Source organism: Paraburkholderia bannensis NBRC 103871, from assembly GCF_000685015.1.
Taxonomy (GTDB): Bacteria; Pseudomonadota; Gammaproteobacteria; order Burkholderiales; family Burkholderiaceae; genus Paraburkholderia; species Paraburkholderia bannensis.
In genome coordinates this window covers 188,503-205,422 of the sequence record NZ_BAYA01000012.1, presented here as the reverse complement: position 1 = coordinate 205,422, position 16,920 = coordinate 188,503, and the positions used below count along the sequence as shown (strand labels likewise).

General features: G+C 64.0%; 16 protein-coding genes and 1 tRNA gene. 7 read left to right on the top strand and 10 right to left on the bottom strand.

From position 1 onward, the window contains the following. Positions 1-45: 45 nt before the first annotated feature. Entirely contained in the window at positions 46-576 is a 531-nt protein-coding gene (locus BBA01S_RS19855) for a DUF721 domain-containing protein (protein ID WP_027817989.1), read from the bottom strand. A 382-nt stretch (positions 577-958) separates the two neighbouring features. Between BBA01S_RS19855 and secA the strand changes: the two genes are divergently transcribed. The 4 genes from secA (at position 959) to BBA01S_RS19830 (ending at position 6,497) form a co-directional block, all read left to right on the top strand. After that, positions 959-3,763, top strand: coding sequence for a preprotein translocase subunit SecA (gene secA / locus BBA01S_RS19850; RefSeq protein ID WP_027817988.1), 2,805 nt, complete (start codon positions 959-961; stop codon positions 3,761-3,763). A 179-nt stretch (positions 3,764-3,942) separates the two neighbouring features. Continuing rightward, positions 3,943-5,184 (top strand): bifunctional glutamate N-acetyltransferase/amino-acid acetyltransferase ArgJ, encoded by a 1,242-nt coding sequence (gene argJ, locus BBA01S_RS19840; RefSeq protein WP_027817987.1) that lies wholly within the window; start codon positions 3,943-3,945, stop codon positions 5,182-5,184. Between the two features lie 30 nt (positions 5,185-5,214). Next, positions 5,215-6,087 (top strand): ATP-binding protein, encoded by an 873-nt coding sequence (locus BBA01S_RS19835; RefSeq protein ID WP_027817986.1) that lies wholly within the window; start codon positions 5,215-5,217, stop codon positions 6,085-6,087. Continuing rightward, positions 6,084-6,497, top strand: a complete 414-nt coding sequence (locus BBA01S_RS19830; RefSeq protein ID WP_027817985.1) for an NUDIX domain-containing protein — start codon at positions 6,084-6,086, stop codon at positions 6,495-6,497. Before BBA01S_RS19835 ends, BBA01S_RS19830 begins: the two co-directional genes overlap by 4 nt. A 123-nt stretch (positions 6,498-6,620) precedes the next feature. On the opposite strand, the gene BBA01S_RS19825 is transcribed toward BBA01S_RS19830, so the two are convergent. From BBA01S_RS19825 to BBA01S_RS19785, 9 genes are all read right to left on the bottom strand, one after another. Next, positions 6,621-6,818, bottom strand: coding sequence for a DNA gyrase inhibitor YacG (locus tag BBA01S_RS19825; RefSeq protein ID WP_027817984.1), 198 nt, complete (start codon positions 6,816-6,818; stop codon positions 6,621-6,623). 74 nt (positions 6,819-6,892) lie between these two features. Further along, positions 6,893-7,648: a cell division protein ZapD gene (gene zapD, locus BBA01S_RS19820; protein ID WP_027817983.1), complete on the bottom strand. Its 756-nt coding sequence runs from the start codon at positions 7,646-7,648 to the stop codon at positions 6,893-6,895. Between the two features lie 193 nt (positions 7,649-7,841). Beyond that, positions 7,842-8,444 carry a dephospho-CoA kinase gene (coaE, locus tag BBA01S_RS19815; protein WP_027817982.1) on the bottom strand — a complete coding sequence of 201 codons (603 nt, stop codon included), beginning with the start codon at positions 8,442-8,444 and terminating at the stop codon, positions 7,842-7,844. Positions 8,445-8,456: 12 nt separating this feature from the next. Next, positions 8,457-9,440 carry a prepilin peptidase gene (locus BBA01S_RS41850; RefSeq protein WP_042297551.1) on the bottom strand — a complete coding sequence of 328 codons (984 nt, stop codon included), beginning with the start codon at positions 9,438-9,440 and terminating at the stop codon, positions 8,457-8,459. Between the two features lie 28 nt (positions 9,441-9,468). Next, positions 9,469-10,686, bottom strand: a complete 1,218-nt coding sequence (locus tag BBA01S_RS19805; RefSeq protein WP_027817981.1) for a type II secretion system F family protein — start codon at positions 10,684-10,686, stop codon at positions 9,469-9,471. Continuing rightward, positions 10,680-11,957 (bottom strand): GspE/PulE family protein, encoded by a 1,278-nt coding sequence (locus BBA01S_RS19800; protein ID WP_084162343.1) that lies wholly within the window; start codon positions 11,955-11,957, stop codon positions 10,680-10,682. Before BBA01S_RS19800 ends, BBA01S_RS19805 begins: the two co-directional genes overlap by 7 nt. Positions 11,958-12,087: 130 nt before the next feature. After that, entirely contained in the window at positions 12,088-13,413 is a 1,326-nt protein-coding gene (locus BBA01S_RS19795; protein ID WP_027817979.1) for an HlyC/CorC family transporter, read from the bottom strand. Between the two features lie 199 nt (positions 13,414-13,612). Beyond that, positions 13,613-13,689, bottom strand: a tRNA-Pro gene (locus tag BBA01S_RS19790). Between the two features lie 39 nt (positions 13,690-13,728). Then, positions 13,729-14,721, bottom strand: a complete 993-nt coding sequence (locus tag BBA01S_RS19785) for a polyprenyl synthetase family protein (protein ID WP_027817978.1) — start codon at positions 14,719-14,721, stop codon at positions 13,729-13,731. Positions 14,722-14,985: 264 nt separating this feature from the next. On the opposite strand from BBA01S_RS19785, the gene rplU reads away from it, so the two are divergent. From rplU to cgtA, 3 genes are all read left to right on the top strand, one after another. Then, the gene (gene rplU / locus BBA01S_RS19770) at positions 14,986-15,297 is read left to right on the top strand and encodes a 50S ribosomal protein L21 (protein ID WP_007180329.1); all 312 of its coding nucleotides are present in this window, start codon (positions 14,986-14,988) and stop codon (positions 15,295-15,297) included. A 26-nt stretch (positions 15,298-15,323) separates the two neighbouring features. After that, the gene (gene rpmA, locus BBA01S_RS19765) at positions 15,324-15,587 is read left to right on the top strand and encodes a 50S ribosomal protein L27 (RefSeq protein ID WP_027817977.1); all 264 of its coding nucleotides are present in this window, start codon (positions 15,324-15,326) and stop codon (positions 15,585-15,587) included. A gap of 206 nt (positions 15,588-15,793) precedes the next feature. Beyond that, positions 15,794-16,903: an Obg family GTPase CgtA gene (cgtA, locus tag BBA01S_RS19755; RefSeq protein ID WP_027817976.1), complete on the top strand. Its 1,110-nt coding sequence runs from the start codon at positions 15,794-15,796 to the stop codon at positions 16,901-16,903. Positions 16,904-16,920: the final 17 nt, after the last annotated feature.

Sequence of the window (16,920 nt, the reverse complement as noted above, 5' to 3'; positions counted from 1 at the left end):
AAAGGGTGGCTTCATGCCCCCCTTTTTTTATTTCGTGCGATCGATTTAGCGGCGCTTCAAGTGCCGCGCCGCCATTTTTGCGAGCGCTTCCTGCAGCGGCGAGGGCGGCAGGCTTTCGCTGAGCGTGGCCAGCGCCGCGGCGCCTGCGGGCGTCATGCGCGCCTGCTTGGGCTGCGGCGGCTCCTTCACGGCCTGCGGGCGCACGCGAATGCGCACGCTGGTCAGCGCCCAGCCGCGCGCCTGCAATTCGGTGACGAGGCGTGGTTCGAGATGTCGCAGGCGAGCGGCCAGCGCGTTGTGCGCCGCGAACAGCGCCAACGTGCCGTCCTTGATGAACCCTGGTTCGACGCTCGCGGCCAGATAGTCGGGCAAGAGCGCATTGAGGTCGCGCTGGATCGCCGCAATCTGCTCGACGCCCGCGCGCAGCGGCGCGAACGCGTCCGTGCGGCTGAGGACTTCGGCGAGCGGCTGGGGCGCGCGCGGCGCCTTGCCCGGGCCGCGCGTGTTGTGCGTCTTGCGCTGCGTACGCGGCGCGGCTGGGGCGTCCGGCCTTGAAAACGGCGAAAAACGGCTCATGTGGCGAGTAGAGGTGCATGCGCGGGCTGCGCAGCGTCAGTAGCATTGTAGCCTGCGCGTTTTACCTCCACGCGCCTTGTCCTGTTGCCGGATCCTTGCGGCAGCGCTCGAAGCGGGCCACGCGAGCGGCCCGAAAGATCGGCTGGCGAGGCGCGTCGGCACGGGCTTTTCGCACTGCACCCGGCGCTGCACCCATCACGGCGTTGACACGGGCGGCGCCCAGGGTGCGTGCTAAAATGCCCGATTCGAATCCACCAATTTGGGCTTAAGCCGCCGAGGTCCTTCCGATCCGGGTGTGTGGCGCAAAACGTATGCAAACCAGTCCGTTTGCAACGCGCCGTGCAGCAATCCCGGCCGAAGCCGCGACGCAGACACCGATCCGATGACCACCGGTTTCTTACAGAAAATCTTTGGCAGCCGCAATCAGCGCCTGATCAAGCAATATCAGAAGACGGTCGCGGCGATCAACGCGCTCGAACCGACCATCGAGCAATACACCGACGAGCAACTGCGCGCCAAGACCGTTGAGTTCCGCGAGCGCGTCGCCAATGGCACGTCGCTCGACGACCTGCTGCCGGAAGCGTTTGCCGTCTGCCGCGAAGCGAGCAAGCGCGTGCTCAAGATGCGCCACTTCGACGTCCAGCTGATCGGCGGCATGGTGCTGCACTACGGCAAGATCGCCGAAATGCGCACGGGCGAGGGCAAGACGCTCGTCGCTACGCTGCCGGTGTACCTGAACGCCCTGTCGGGGCGCGGCGTGCACGTCGTCACGGTGAACGATTATCTCGCCCAGCGCGACGCCGAATGGATGGCGCGTCTGTACAACTTCCTCGGTCTGTCTGTCGGCATCAATCTGTCGCAGATGGATCACGGCATGAAGCAGGAAGCCTACGGCGCGGACATCACCTACGGTACGAACAACGAGTTCGGCTTCGACTACCTGCGCGACAACATGGTCTACGAGACCGAGGCGCGCGTGCAGCGTGCGCTGAACTTCGCCGTGGTCGACGAAGTGGACTCGATCCTGATCGACGAAGCGCGTACGCCGCTCATCATCTCGGGCCAGGCCGAAGATCACACCGAACTCTACGTGCGCATGAATGCGCTGCCGCCGCTGCTCGAACGTCAGATCGGCGAAGAGAAAGCCGACGGTACGGGCGTGGAAAAGCCGGGCGACTACACGCTCGACGAAAAGGCGCGTCAGGTGTTCCTGACGGAAGCTGGCCACGAAAAGGCCGAGCGCATGCTCGCCGAGTGGGGCCTGATCGGTCAGGGCGAAAGCCTCTACGCGCCGCAGAACATCACGCTGATGCACCACGTGTACGCCGCGCTGCGCGCGCACACGCTGTTCTTCAAGGATCAGCACTACGTGGTGCAAAACGGTGAAGTCGTCATCGTCGACGAATTCACGGGCCGCCTGATGGCCGGTCGCCGCTGGTCGGACGGTCTGCATCAGGCCGTGGAAGCAAAGGAACACGTCAAGATCCAGAGCGAGAACCAGACGCTCGCGTCGATCACGTTCCAGAACTACTTCCGCATGTACGCCAAGCTCGCGGGCATGACGGGTACGGCGGACACCGAAGCGTACGAATTCAACGAGATTTACGGCCTGGAAACGGTCGTGATCCCGACCAACCGGATTCCGAAGCGCATCGACAAGCAGGATCAGATCTACAAGACCGCCAAGGAGCGCTACGACGCCGTGATTCGCGATATCCGCGAATGTCACGATCGCGGCCAGCCGGTGCTGGTCGGTACGACGTCGATCGAAAACTCGGAAGTGCTGTCGCACCTGCTCACGCAGGCCGGTCTGCCGCACGACGTGCTCAACGCCAAGCAGCACGGCCGCGAAGCCGCGATCGTCGCTGAAGCCGGCCGTCCGAAGCGCATCACGATCGCCACCAACATGGCCGGTCGCGGTACCGACATCGTGCTGGGCGGCAATGCGGAAAAGCAGGCTGCGTTCATCGAAGCCGACGAAGCGATTCCCGCCGACGAAAAAGCGCGCCGCATCCAGCAACTGCACGACGAATGGCAGACGTTGCACGATCAGGTGAAGGCCGCGGGCGGCCTGCACATCATCGGCACCGAGCGTCACGAGTCGCGCCGTATCGACAACCAGCTGCGCGGCCGTGCGGGCCGTCAGGGCGATCCGGGATCGTCGCGTTTCTATCTGTCGCTCGAAGATCCGCTGCTGCGTATTTTCGCGGGCGACCGCGTGCGCGCCATCATGGATCGCCTGAAGATGCCGGAAGGCGAGGCGATCGAGGCAGGCATCGTCACGCGTTCGATCGAGTCGGCGCAGCGCAAGGTCGAAGCGCGCAACTTCGACATTCGTAAGCAGCTGCTCGAATACGACGACGTGTCGAACGACCAGCGCAAGGTGATCTACCAGCAGCGCAACGAACTGCTCGAAGCGCACGACATCACCGAGACCATCGGCGCGATGCGTCATGGCGTGGTGACGGATATCGTGCGCCAGTATGTGCCGCACGGCAGCATCGAAGAGCAGTGGGACGTGCCTGAGCTTGAGGAAATCCTGCGCAACGAATGGCAGCTCGACCTCGCGATCCAGGAAATGATCAACGAGTCGTCGTCGATCGACGCGGACGAGATTCTCGAAGCCGTGCTCGCCGCCGCCGACGAAGCCTATGAGCAGAAGGTCGCGCTCGTGGGCCGCGAATCGTTCAGCGCGTTCGAACGCTCGGTCATGCTGCAGACGCTCGACCGTAGCTGGCGCGAACACCTTGCCGCGCTCGATCACCTGCGCCAGGGCATCCATCTGCGCGGCTATGCGCAGAAGAACCCGAAGCAGGAATACAAGCGCGAAGCGTTCGAACTGTTCGCTGCCATGCTCGACGCCGTGAAGCAGGAAGTCACGCGCATCGTCATGAACGTGCAGATCCAGTCGCCGCAGCAACTCGAAGAAGCCGCCGAGCAAATGGAAGAGCAGGGCGGCCATCTCGAGAACGTCGAATTCCGTCACGCCGAATTCGCGGAAACGGGCGCCGAAGCTGCGCCGGTCGCAGCCGCCGCACCGGTGGCCGACGCGGCCGCCGCCATGGTCGGCGCGGCCATGAGCCACGAGGCGCTGGACGCCGACGGCGTGCCGAAGGTCGGCCGCAACGACCCGTGCCCGTGCGGCAGCGGCAAGAAGTACAAGCAGTGCCACGGCAAGATTGCGTGATGAAGCGCGACGGTGCGCGTATCGACTCATGTTCGATGCCCGCGCCGCTCGCTTCGTGATGCGCTTGCGCGTTGATTCCGGCGGCCCGCTCACCATGGCGGGCCTTGCGTTTTGAATCCCGATGCCGGCCAGGTGCGTAGACGCCGCGGCCGGCATTGCCTTTTCGACAGGTCGCCACCATGGCTGTCAATTTCCCCTCGATCGATCCCGCACAACTTCATCCGGTCGCCGGCGTGACGCTAGGCTGGGCGGAAGCTCATATCCGCAAGCCCAATCGCAAGGACGTGCTGGTGATTTCCGTCGATGAAAGCGCGAGCGTCGCGGGCGTGTTCACGCTCAACCGCTTCTGCGCCGCGCCGGTCACGGTGTGCCGCGAACATCTCGCCAAGGTGCGCGAGGGCGGCAAGGGCATCCGCGCGCTCGTCATCAACACAGGCAACGCGAACGCGGGCACGGGCGAGCCGGGCATGAAGCACGCGCGCGAAACCTGCGACGAACTCGCGCGCCTTGCGGGCATCGAGTCCTCGCAGGTGCTGCCGTTCTCGACGGGCGTGATTCTCGAACCGCTGCCGATCGACCGCCTGAAGGCCGGTCTGCCCGCCGCGCTTGAGAACCGCAAGGAAAACAACTGGTACGACGCCGCTCAGGCGATCATGACGACCGATACGCTGCCGAAGGCCGCGTCGCGCCAGGTCACGATCGATGGCCACACGGTCACGCTCACCGGCATCAGCAAGGGCGCAGGCATGATCAAGCCGAACATGGCGACCATGCTGGGCTTCCTCGCGTTCGATGCGAACGTCGCGCAACCGGTGCTCGACGAGCTCGTGAAGTACGTGGCCGATCGCTCGTTCAACTGCATCACGATCGACGGCGATACCTCGACCAACGACTCGTTCATCCTGATCGCCTCGGGCAAGTCGAGCCTGCCCGCGATCACCTCGACCGATTCGCCGGCCTACGCGGCCCTGCGCGACGCGGTCACGGAAGTCGCGCAGACGCTTTCGCAACTGATCGTGCGCGACGGCGAAGGCGCGACCAAGTTCATGACCGTGCAAGTGGAAGGCGGCAAGGACGTCGCTGAATGCCGCCAGATCGCTTACGCGATCGGCCATTCGCCGCTCGTGAAGACGGCGTTCTACGCATCCGACCCCAATCTGGGCCGTATTCTGGCCGCGATCGGCTATGCGGGCGTGACGGATCTCGACGTGAACAAGATCGACCTGTACCTGAATGACGTGCTCGTCGCGAAGGCGGGTGGTCGTAACCCCGAGTACAAGGAAGAAGACGGCCAGCGCGTGATGAAGGAGAGCGAAATCCTGATCCGCGTGGTGCTTGGCCGCGGCAACGCCGAAGCCTTCGTCTGGACTTGCGATCTCTCGCACGACTACGTGAGCATCAACGCCGATTACCGTTCTTAATTCGCACCTGATCTCTTCAAGCACGACGCAATGGACAAGCTCGAACAGTTTCTGACCCGCGCCGAAGCGCTGCTCGGCCGCCTCGAAGCCGTGTTGCCGCCGGCGGCGCCCGATGTCGACTGGAACGCGGCAGTCGCGTTCCGCTGGCGCAAGCGCCAGGGCCGCGGCTTCCTGCAGCCGGTTCCGGCGATTTCGCTGATCTCGCTGGACGACCTGCAGAACATCGACCGCCAGAAGGATCTCATCGATCGCAACACGCGCCAGTTCGTGCAGAAGAAGCCCGCGAACAACGTGCTGCTGACGGGTGCGCGCGGCACCGGCAAGTCGTCGCTGATCAAGGCCTGCCTGAACGCGTACTCGAAGGACGGCCTGCGCCTGATCGAAGTCGACAAGGACGATCTGCACGACCTCGGCGATATCGTCGACCTGATCTCGTCGCGCCCGGAGCGCTTCATCGTGTTCTGCGACGATCTCTCGTTCGAGGATGGCGAGTCGGGCTACAAGGCGCTCAAGGTGGCGCTCGACGGGTCGGTGGCCGCGCAGTCGGACAACGTGCTGATCTACGCGACCTCGAACCGCCGCCATCTGCTGCCCGAGTACATGAGCGACAACGAGTCCTACAAGCACATGCCCGACGGTGAGATTCATCCGGGTGAAGTAGTGGAGGAGAAGATCTCGCTGTCGGAGCGCTTCGGCCTGTGGGTGAGCTTCTACCCGTTCAAGCAGGACGACTATCTGACCATCGTCGGCCACTGGCTGCGTCACTTCGGCGTGAGCGACGCCGAAGTCGAAGGCGCGCGCGGCGACGCGCTGGTCTGGGCGCTGGAGCGCGGTTCGCGCTCGGGCCGCGTGGCGTGGCAATTCGCACGCGACTGGTCGGGCAAGAAGGCGCAAGAGGCATGAGCGAGCAAGCCAAGGAAAGCGTCCGTCCGGTGACGGAAGTTGCCGTAGGCGTGATGGTGCAGCCCGATGGCCGCTACCTGCTGGCGCAACGTCCCGAGGGCAAGCCCTACGCAGGTTACTGGGAATTCCCCGGTGGCAAGCTGGAGAAGGGCGAGTCGGTCGAGGCGGCACTGGCGCGCGAACTGCACGAGGAGCTGGGTATCGACGTGAAGGCGTGCCATCGCTGGCATACGCTCGAACACGACTATCCGCACGCCTATGTGCGGCTGTACTTCTGCAAGGTCACCGAGTGGAGCGGCGAGCCGCACGGACGCGAAGGCCAGGCGCTCGCCTGGCAGGCGCTGCCCGCGAGCGTCGAGCCGCTGCTGCCCGCGACGATTCCCGTGCTGGAGTGGCTGGCGGCGGAATGAGCCACGCCTGGCGCTGAGGCCGTCGGCAGAAACATAAAAGCCGCTGCACGTTTGACGTGCAGCGGCTTTTTTCATTTTGGGCGCGCCTTGTTGGTGCGCCTGTTGGTGTGCCTGCTGGCGTGCTTACTGGCGCGTGTCAGTGGGCGGCGCCTCGTCATCGGGCGGCGTGTCTTCCTCGTTGCCGCCGATCCGGTACTTTTCAGCGGCCCAGGCACCGAGATCCATCTGCTTGCAACGCTCGGAGCAGAACGGGCGGAAACGGTTTTCCGGTACCCAGCGGACATCCTTGCCGCAGGTCGGACATTTGACGACGGTGGTCATTCGGTCGGCTGATCGGTAACTGGGCGGCGTCTCTTGAGCGACGCCGCGGTTGGGAAAATCGGGATTCGAAAAAATTACAGACTACAGAGCGTGAGCTGGAACGGCACGTCCTGATCGACGGCGCGCGGACGCAGATCGCCGTCCTGAACGGTGAAGCGCACCCACAGCATGTACTTGTTGGCGCTTGCTTCCGGAATCACGCGTAAATCCGGTGCCACGCGTACCTGCATCAACTGGTAGGTGCGGCCGGACAGCATCTGCTGATAGCTGCCCTGCATCGCCATGACCTTCGACGCCTGGCCCGATTCGCGCGCGAGGCGCAGCACGATGCTGGCGGCGTCGCGCAGCGGCAGGAGCGGCGTCACCCACTTGGCGATGTCCTGGCGGCGTTGATCGGCGTGCAACTGCTGCCACGCGTAATACGAGGGCAGGTCGAACTTGCAGGTGCCGCCCGGAATGATCGCGCGGCTGCGGATGCTCGTGAGCCATTCGTTGTCCGCAAGATGCTGGCCGGTTTTGCCCTGCATCTGCGTGAGACCCGCAAGCGTCTGCTCGATTTCGCCGAGCACGCTTTCGAGCGCGTTTTGTTCGATACCGGGATTGCCGCGGAACGGTGCGAGCGTCTGACGCTGCCTTTCGAGTTCCTTCATGAGGTCCGACTTGAGATCGGCGCGGCCCGCGACTTCTGCGATTTCGAAGAGCGTCGTGAGCGCAACGTGATGTTCCCTCGGATCTTCCTGGGTCAGGAAAAACGTGAAGCGCTCGAACAGGTCTTCGAGGCGCAGCAGCGTCCGGATTCGCTCGTTGAAGGGATACTCGTAAAGAATCAAGCGCGCTCGCCTCGGGCGTGGTCGGTGAAGGATTGCAGCACATTCTAATGCCGGGGGACTACCGTCGCAATCGCACACACCCGCGCAAGGCCGTTACATCAGTGTTTTCCTGCGGATTTTCGCTCGCCGGGCGCGATTCGGTGCGCTTGAGCGTGGTTCGGCGTGATCTGCACTGAAAAAACGCTGTGGATCGCTACACATCGGCCAGTGCGAGATAGCGCTGGTGCAGTCGTTCGACGTCCTGCGCGAGTGCATCCAGCGACACGTTGTCGTTGACGATCACGTCGTCGGCGGCGGCGAGGCGATCATCGCGCGTCGCCTGGCGCGCGATGATCGCCAGCACCTGCTCACGCGTGAAGCCGTTACGCGACATCACGCGCGCAATTTGCGTTTCCACGCTGCAATCGACGGTGAGGATGCGATTCACGCGTGTTTTCCACGCACCCGATTCGATCAGCAGCGGTACGACGAGCATCACGTAGGGGCCCTGGGCCTCACGTGTTTCGCGCTCGGTTTCCGCGCGGATCAGTGGATGCGTGATCGCTTCGAGCCGCTTGCGCGCGGCCTCGTCGCCGAACACGAGTGCACGCATGCGCGCGCGATCCATCGAACCATCGGCAGCGACGAATTCGGGGCCGAATTGCGCGGCGATTTGCGGCATGGCCAGACCTTGCGGTGCGGTGACGCGATGCGCGATCACATCCGTATCCACGAGCGGCACGCCGCGCGCCGCGAACAGATCCGCGACCGTCGATTTGCCGCTGCCGATACCTCCAGTCAATCCGACCGCAATCATCGATTCATTTCCTCACGCAAAGACGCCGTAGAGCGGTGTGCCCGCAAACAGCGTGACGAACGCGCCCACTGCGAGATAAGGGCCAAACGGCAACGGTTCCTCGAAGCGCATGCGACCGCTCAAGGTCGCCGCGACGCCGACCACGGCGCCAGCTACCGCGCTGATCACGATGATCTGCGGCAGCGCGGCCCAGCCGAGCCACGCGCCGAGCGCAGCGAGCAGTTTGAAATCGCCGTGACCCATGCCTTCGATGCCACGCAGCAGGCGAAAGACCCAGTACACGCTCCAGAGTGCGAGATAGCCCGCGACCGCGCCGATCACGGCGCTGTGCAGATCGGTGAAGGTGTCGGCGAGGTTGACGAGCAGGCCGGCCCAGACGAGCGGCAGCGTGATCGCGTCGGGCAGCAGGTGATGTTCGAGATCGATCATGCTTGCGGCGATCAGCGTGGCGCTCAGCGCGAACGTCGCAAGCGCTTTGCCCGTGGGGCCGAATGCGAGTAGCGCGCCAACGGCGCAAAGCGCGCTCGCGATTTCGACGGCCGGATAGCGCAGGCTCACGCGCGTGCCGCATTGCGAGCAGCGTCCGCGCAGGACGAGCCAGCTCACAAGCGGAATGTTTTCCCAGGCGCGCAACGTGTGGCCGCAATGCGGGCAGGCGCTGCGCGGCAGCCAGAGGTTGTAGCGCGCGGGCAGTCCGTCGTTGAAGAGGTCGCGGGTAGCGTCCGTGTCCGGCGGACTGAGGACTTCAGCCGCATCGGCGCGCCAGGCGCGTTCAAGCATGATCGGCAGCCGGTGCACGACCACGTTGAGAAAGCTGCCGATCACGAGACCGATCACGATGGCGAAACCCATCAGCATGCCGGATGGCAATGCAGCGAGCGCGAGCGACAAAGGCGAGGGTGCATCGACGGACGCGAGCGGCGCGCCGTTGAAAGACGACGCGAGCGGCGACGCGAAGGCTGCGGAAGCAGCGGCGGACGATAAAAGGACGGACATGAGCGGGAACCGTAATCTGGCAGCGATGCTACACCACGTTGCCCAGTTGAATGATGGGAAGATACATCGCGATCACGAGCCCGCCGACCAGCGCGCCCAGCACGACGATGATGAGCGGCTCGCACAGGCTTGCAACGAGCGCGATTTTTTCGTCCACCTGACGGTCGGCAAGCGAGGCGACGTCGAGCAGCATCGCATCGAGCGCGCCGGATTCTTCCGCGACGGCGACGGGCTGGATCACGTCGTCGGGAAAGCAGTGCGCGTTGCGCATCGCCGATGCCAGTCGCTCGCCGTGTCGCAGTCGTGTGCTGATGCTTGAACTCGCGTGATCGAAGAAGGCGTTGCCGCTTGCGTGCGTGAGCGAATCGAACGCATCGGCCAGCGGCGTGCCGGCACCCAGCAAGGTGCCGAGTGCGCGGCTCCAGCGCGCGGCGCACAGCGTCGTGAGCAGCGCGCCCACGAAAGGCAGCGCGAGTGCGAGACGCCCGAACGCGAGGCGCGCGGCGACAGAGCGGCGCAGCAACGTATGCAGCGCGCACACGCCGCCGGTACACAACACAGCGAAAGGCACGCTCCATCGCGCAGCACCCGCCGAGAGCATCAGCACGAATTGCGTAGGCGCGGGGAGCGCAGCGCCAAAGCCATCGAATATCTGCTTGAACGTCGGCACGACCCAGACCAGCAGCGCCGTGGTGATAGCGAAGGCGAGCAGCAGCACGGCGACCGGATAGGTGAGCGCCGCTCGTACCTTCGAGCGTTGCGCGGCGGCGCGCTCGCGATCGTCGGCGATGCGGGCGAGCACGCTGGCGAGCGCACCCGACGCTTCGCCTACCGCCACGAGCTGACAGTAGAGCAGGCCGAAACGCGCGGGATGCTGGGCGAGCGCTTCGGCGAAACGCTTGCCTGCGGTGATCTCGCGGGCGAGTGCGGCGGCGATGCGTGGCAGTCCGTGGGGGCCAGGCGCCTGCGCGAGCAGGTCGAGGGCGCTGGCGAGCGGCAAGCCCGCGCGCAGCAGGCTCGCAAGCTGACGCGTGAAGCGTGTGACGTCGGCCTGGTTCGCGCGCGGTGGCGCTGCCGGGCCGCGTCGCTCCAGCAGCGTCGCGGTAATGCGTTCGCGCTTGAGCGCGGCCCGCGCCGCCGTGGCGTCGAACGCGATCAGCGTGCCGCGACGCGCGACCCCTGCCACGTCGAGGCCACGCCATGCGAAGCGCGAATCGGGTGCGGCGTGCGTGACCTTGCTCACGATGCGTCCGTTGCAGCGAGTGCTTCGGCGAGGCTGGTCGTGCCGTCGCGAACGCGCGCCAGCGCGGCGTCGCGCAGCGTGGCGGCGCCTTGCGCGCGCGCCAGTTGTGCGATCTCCTGTGCGCTGCACCGCGCGACGATCATGTCGCGCATCGCGGCGCTCACGGGCATGACTTCGTGAATGCCCACGCGTCCTCGATAACCGATCCCATGACATGCTTCGCAGCCCCTGGCGATATACGGCTGCGCATCGGCGAGTCCCGCCGCGCGCAACGTCGCGGCCGAAGCGTCCGAAGGCTGACGGCAGTGCGTACACAATTTGCGCACGAGTCGCTGCGCGGTGACGAGCCGCAGCGCTGCGGCAAGGTTGTACGGCTCGACGCCGATATCGATAAGGCGCGCAATCGCCGCAGGCGCATCGTTGGTATGCAAGGTGGAGAGCACCAGATGGCCTGTCTGCGCCGCCTTCACGGCGACGCTGGCGGTTTCCTCGTCGCGGATCTCGCCGATCATGATGACGTCCGGATCCTGGCGCAGCAGCGCGCGCAGGGCGAGCGCGAAGGTGAGCCCGGCTTTCTCGCGCACGTTGACCTGATTGATGCCGGCGAGCTGGATTTCCGCTGGGTCTTCGACCGAGCAGAGATTGCGCGATGCGTCATTGAGTTTTTGCAGGAAGCAGTAAAGCGAGAGCGTCTTGCCGCTGCCGGTCGGGCCCGTGACCAGTACGAGACCGTGCGCTGCGCCAATCGCGGCACTCAGTGCTTCGCGCTGCGTGACGTCGAGCCCGAGTGCGCTCAGCGAGAGATCGGCGGGCAGCGCTTCGAGCCGCCGCAATACAAGCTTTTCGCCGTGTATCGTGGGCAGCGAGTTCACGCGATAGTCTTCGTGCGGCTGGGCGTTGCCACGAGGCGCTAGCCGCAGGCGGCCATCCTGCGGAATGCGCCGCTCGGCGATGTCCATGCGCGCGAGCACCTTGATGCGCGTGACGAACGCGTCGCGCAGATGTGCGGGCGGCCGCGCGATTTCATGCAGCACGCCATCGATGCGCAGCCGCACGCGCCAGCCTTGCTCAAGCGGCTCGACGTGAAGGTCGGAGGCATTGCGGCGTGCGGCTTCGCGCAGCGTATCGGCGAGCAGGCGCACCGAAGGCGCGTCGTCGAACGCAGCTGGTGACGAGGGGGCAGAGGGCGCGCCTGCGCTATCGATTGCGCGCGCCGCGATGGCCGGCGTGGGACGAGCGCCGTGAACACCAGAACGATCAGGAATGGAAAACATCGATTGCCGGCCCGAAGCCGCCGTGTGCGAGTGACGGCTTCATGATCGGCTGGCGCGGCGATGCGCGCCATTCGGCCAAATGGCTAACTAAATGGCTAACTTCGCACGTCGATGCGTGGCGATGTGCGGATCAGTGACCCGGCAACAGCTTCTTTGCCTTTTGCAGTGCGCGTGCGGACTTGCCCGGTGTCGTGCCGGGCTTGAAAAGCTTCACGGTGCGAATGGCCTGATCGTCGGCGCGCATGACTTCGAGTTTCACGTCGCCGATCTGCACGCACACGTCGCCTTCGGGAATCTCTTCGAGCACTTCGAGAATCAGGCCGTTGAGCGTCTTCGGCCCGTCGGTCGGCAGCGTGAGATGCAGCCAGCGGTTGAGTTCGCGCAAGGGCATGCTGCCCGGCACGATGCATTCGCCCTGATCGTTCCACCCGCCGCGCCCGGTGCCGCTGCGCGGCATGGTCGTGGTGAATTCGCCGATCAGCTCCTCGATGATGTCTTCGGGCGTCACGAGCCCTTCCATTTCGCCGTATTCGTTCACCACGAGCGCGATGCGATGACGGCTTTCCTGGAAATACTGAAGCTGCTGGAACACCGGCGTGCCGGTGGGCACGAAATACGGTTCCGCAAGCAGTTCACGTAACGTTTCGCGCTCGAATTCCTGGTTGTGCAAGGCGGCCAGTGTCTTGCGCACGTGCAGCACGCCGAGCACGCGGTCGATGTCGCCTTGATAGACGATCAGCTTGTTGTGATAGCAGGTTTCGAGCTGATGCAGGATGTCTTCGAGCGGCGCGTCGTAATCGAGCGCCTCGATGCGGCGGCGTGGAATCATCACGTCGTCGACAGTGATGTTTTCGAGGTCGAAGAGATTGAGCAGGATGCTGCGGTGCTTGGTCGGCATGAAGCTGCCGGACTCCAGCACGATAGTGCGCAGTTCCTCGGTCGAAAGACGCTGGTCGTGCGCCTTGCTGGTGTTGATGTGCAGCACGCGCAGGATCGTGTTCGCAAACATGTTGACGAACCAGATGATGGGCTTCGTCACGCGCATGAGCGGTGCGATCAACAGACTCGCGGGCAGCGCGATCTTTTCCGGAAACGTGGCGCCGACGATCTTCGGCGTGATTTCCGCGAACACGATGATCAGGAACGCAACGATGCCGGTCGCGATCGACAGGACGACGTTGTTATGGCCGAAAGTGTGCAGCGCGATCGAGGTGGTCAGCACCGGGATGATCGTGTTGAACAGATTGTTGCCGATCAGGATGACCGAGAGCAGCAGGTCGGTGCGCACGAGCAGCTTCTGCGTGGTCTTCGCGCCAAGCGCGTTGTGGGTCGCGAGGTATTTCAGCCGATGGCGGTTGAGCGCCATCATCGCCGTTTCGGAAATGGAGAAGAAGCTGGAGCAGACGAGCAGGACGAATACGGCGCAAATCTGCGCCCATAAGGGAAGGTGGTCCACGCTTAAAGAAAATGAGGGGGAGGGGATGGGGAAACTATAACAGAGGGGTGCGACGGGACTGGCGTGGCAGGAAAGGCGTTGGCCGTTCGGCCAGGGCGGTGGGGATCGCCGCCTCGATGTACGGTCGGGCGCGCTTTGCGGACATTTGCGACAGGCGAAAAAAAACCGCACAACACGTGTGCGGTTTTTTTTAGAATTCTGGTCGGGGTGAGAGGATTCGAACCTCCGGCCTCTACGTCCCGAACGTAGCGCTCTACCAGGCTAAGCTACACCCCGAATTTTACTGCTGCACTCTTCCGACTTGCTTCGTCTTCTTCAAGACTGGCGCGTCGTCGAGTAAGAACATAATTCTAGCAGGCTCTCTTTGTATTGGGAAGGGGGAAATGAAGAAATTGCATCGGCGGCTGCTTGAGCCTCTGCCTTCGCGCATTGCAGCGTGTGATCGAGCGCGCCCGAGCGCGTGATCGCCGCGAAGATTTCGTCGAAGCGCGTGGTGCCGCCTTGCTCGATCGCTTCCCGCGCGAGCGCCGCTTCTTCAGCCGTGCCGTGTTCGATCAGCCAGATCAGCGGCAGGGTGGGCTTGCCTTCGCGCAGATCGTCGCCGGCGTTCTTGCCCATCGATTCGGCCGTGCCAGTGTAGTCGAGCCAGTCGTCCATGATCTGGAACGCCGTGCCCATGCGACGGCCATATTCCGCCGCGGCTTCTTCGGTGCGGGCATCCGCCCCCGAAAGCACGGCGCCCAGTTGCGCTGCCGCCTCGAACAGTTTGGCCGTCTTGTAACGGATGACCTGCATATAGCGTTCGGTATCGACGTCCGCATCATGCATGTTCAGGAGTTGCAGCACTTCCCCTTCGGAAATGATCGTCGTGGCCTGCGAGAGAATTTCCATCACGCGCATCTTGCCGACGCCGACCATCATCTCGAACGAGCGCGAGTACAGATAGTCGCCCACCAGCACGCTGGCGGCGTTGCCGAATAGCGCGTTGGCCGTCTGGCGGCCGCGCCGCAGGTCGGATTCGTCGACGACGTCGTCGTGCAGCAGCGTGGCGGTGTGAATGAATTCGACGACGGCCGCGAGCGTGTGCCGATGCGTGCTGCGGTCGCCGAGCGCGCCCGCCACGAGTAGCAGCAGCGCCGGGCGCAGCCGCTTGCCGCCCGCACTGATGATGTACTCGGAGATCTGGTTAATCAGCATCACCTCGGACGCCAGACTCTGCCGGATGACACGATTCACCTGCTCCATGTCGCTGGCGATGGGCGCAAGCAGGGTCGCTGCGCTGGGGGTAGGGGTGGCGGTGGACGACATGATGGCAAATATAGGTAGTGCCGCGGATTATAAGGCGAATCGGCCGCGGGCCGGACGCAGCCCTGCCGTCCGGCCGATGGTTCCCTCTATTTTAGTCTTGTGGGACGGGCCGTTTGCTCCGGTCGGGAAGCCTTGCTGCGCCGGGCGCTGGAACACGGGATACGTGTCTGTCAATACCTTTTGACCGTGCAGCTAACTCTATGTATAATCTAAGGTTTCGGGCGCGCAGTGCGTCTGAAAAGATATTTTAGAGTGAGGTTCTCAATGTACGCGGTCATAAAAACCGGCGGCAAGCAGTACAAGGTTGCTGTTGGCGAAAAACTTAAAGTAGAACAGATACCGGCTGACATTGACGCAGAAATCACGCTCGACCAGGTTCTCGCAGTGGGCGAAGGCGAATCGATTAAGTTCGGTACGCCGCTGGTCAGTGGGGCTTCCGTCAAGGCCACCGTTGTGTCGCAAGGCCGACACGCCAAAGTGACCATCTTCAAGATGCGTCGCCGGAAGCACTACCAGAAGCATGGCGGCCACCGCCAGAACTACACCGAACTGCGCATCGACGCGATCAACGCGTAAGCGCACGCAGGTAAAGGAGCAAACAAATGGCACACAAAAAGGCAGGCGGGTCGTCACGTAACGGCCGCGACTCAGAGTCGAAACGACTTGGCGTGAAGGTGTTCGGCGGCCAGGCTATCCTCGCAGGCGGCATCATCGTTCGCCAGCGCGGTACGCGTATGCACCCGGGCCTGAACGTCGGCATCGGCAAGGACCACACGCTCTACGCGCTGGTCGACGGCCACGTCGCGTTCTCGACCAAGGGCGCAGCTAACAAGCACATGGTCAACGTCGTCCCGGTAGCAGCCTAAGTTTCAGCTGCTAGCAATCGACGCAAGGAAGGCCCCGCGAAGTTTGCGGGGCTTTTTCTTTATCTGCGCCCCGGTCCACGCGAGGGCGCAGTGCTTTGAGATCGCCGCTGGCCATTCGGCCAGGTGGGCAAGCATGCCCCCGGCGAGCACAATACGTGGGCACAATAACGAATTACCGATTCACCGATTACGGGACGGAGTAACGCATGAAGTTCATTGACGAAGCGAAGATCGAAGTCATCGCCGGCGATGGGGGCGATGGCAGCGCGTCGATGCGACGCGAGAAGTTCGTCCCGTTCGGCGGGCCGGACGGCGGCGACGGCGGACGGGGCGGCAGCGTCTACGTGATCGCCGACCGCAACATCAACACGCTGATCGACTACCGCTATACCAAGAAGCATCTGGCGCGCAACGGCGAAAACGGCCGCGGCTCGGATTGCTATGGCAAGGGCGGCGACGACATCACGCTGCGCATGCCGGTGGGCACGACCATCACCGACATGGAAACCGGCGAGTTCATCGCCGACCTGACCGAGCACGACCAGCGCGTGGTCGTGGCGGAAGGCGGCGCGGGCGGCCTTGGCAACCTGCACTTCAAGTCGTCGACCAACCGCGCGCCGCGTCAAAAGACCGACGGCAAGCCGGGCGAGCGCCGCATGCTGCGCCTGGAACTGAAGGTGCTGGCTGACGTCGGTCTGCTCGGCATGCCCAATGCGGGCAAGTCCACCTTTATTTCGTCGGTGTCGAACGCGAAGCCGAAGATCGCCGACTACCCGTTCACGACGCTCGCGCCGAACCTTGGCGTGGTGCGCGTGGGCCCGAGCAAGAGCTTCGTGATCGCCGACATTCCCGGCCTGATCGAAGGCGCCGCCGAAGGCGCGGGCCTCGGCCACCAGTTCCTGCGTCACCTGCAGCGCACCAACGTGCTGCTGCATCTGGTTGACCTCGCACCGTTCGACGAATCGGTCGATCCGGTCGCGGAAGCGAAGGCCATCGTCGGCGAGCTGCGCAAGTACGACGAAACGCTCTATGAGAAGCCGCGCTGGCTCGTGCTGAACAAGCTCGACATGGTGCCGGAAGAAGAGCGCGCCGCACGCATCGCCGACTTCGTCGAGCGCTTCGAATGGGATGGCCCGGTCTTCGAGATCTCGGCGCTCACCGGACAGGGCTGCGAGAACCTTTGCTACGCGATCTACGACTTCGTGTCCGAGCACTCGGATGCGCGGCGCGCAGAGGAAGCGGAAGATCTCGCCTCCGACGTGCGCTTCCGTGAAGGTGTGCCGGGGCAGGATAGCAGCGGCGCAGCGCAGGAGTAATTCACCGTATGTGCCGG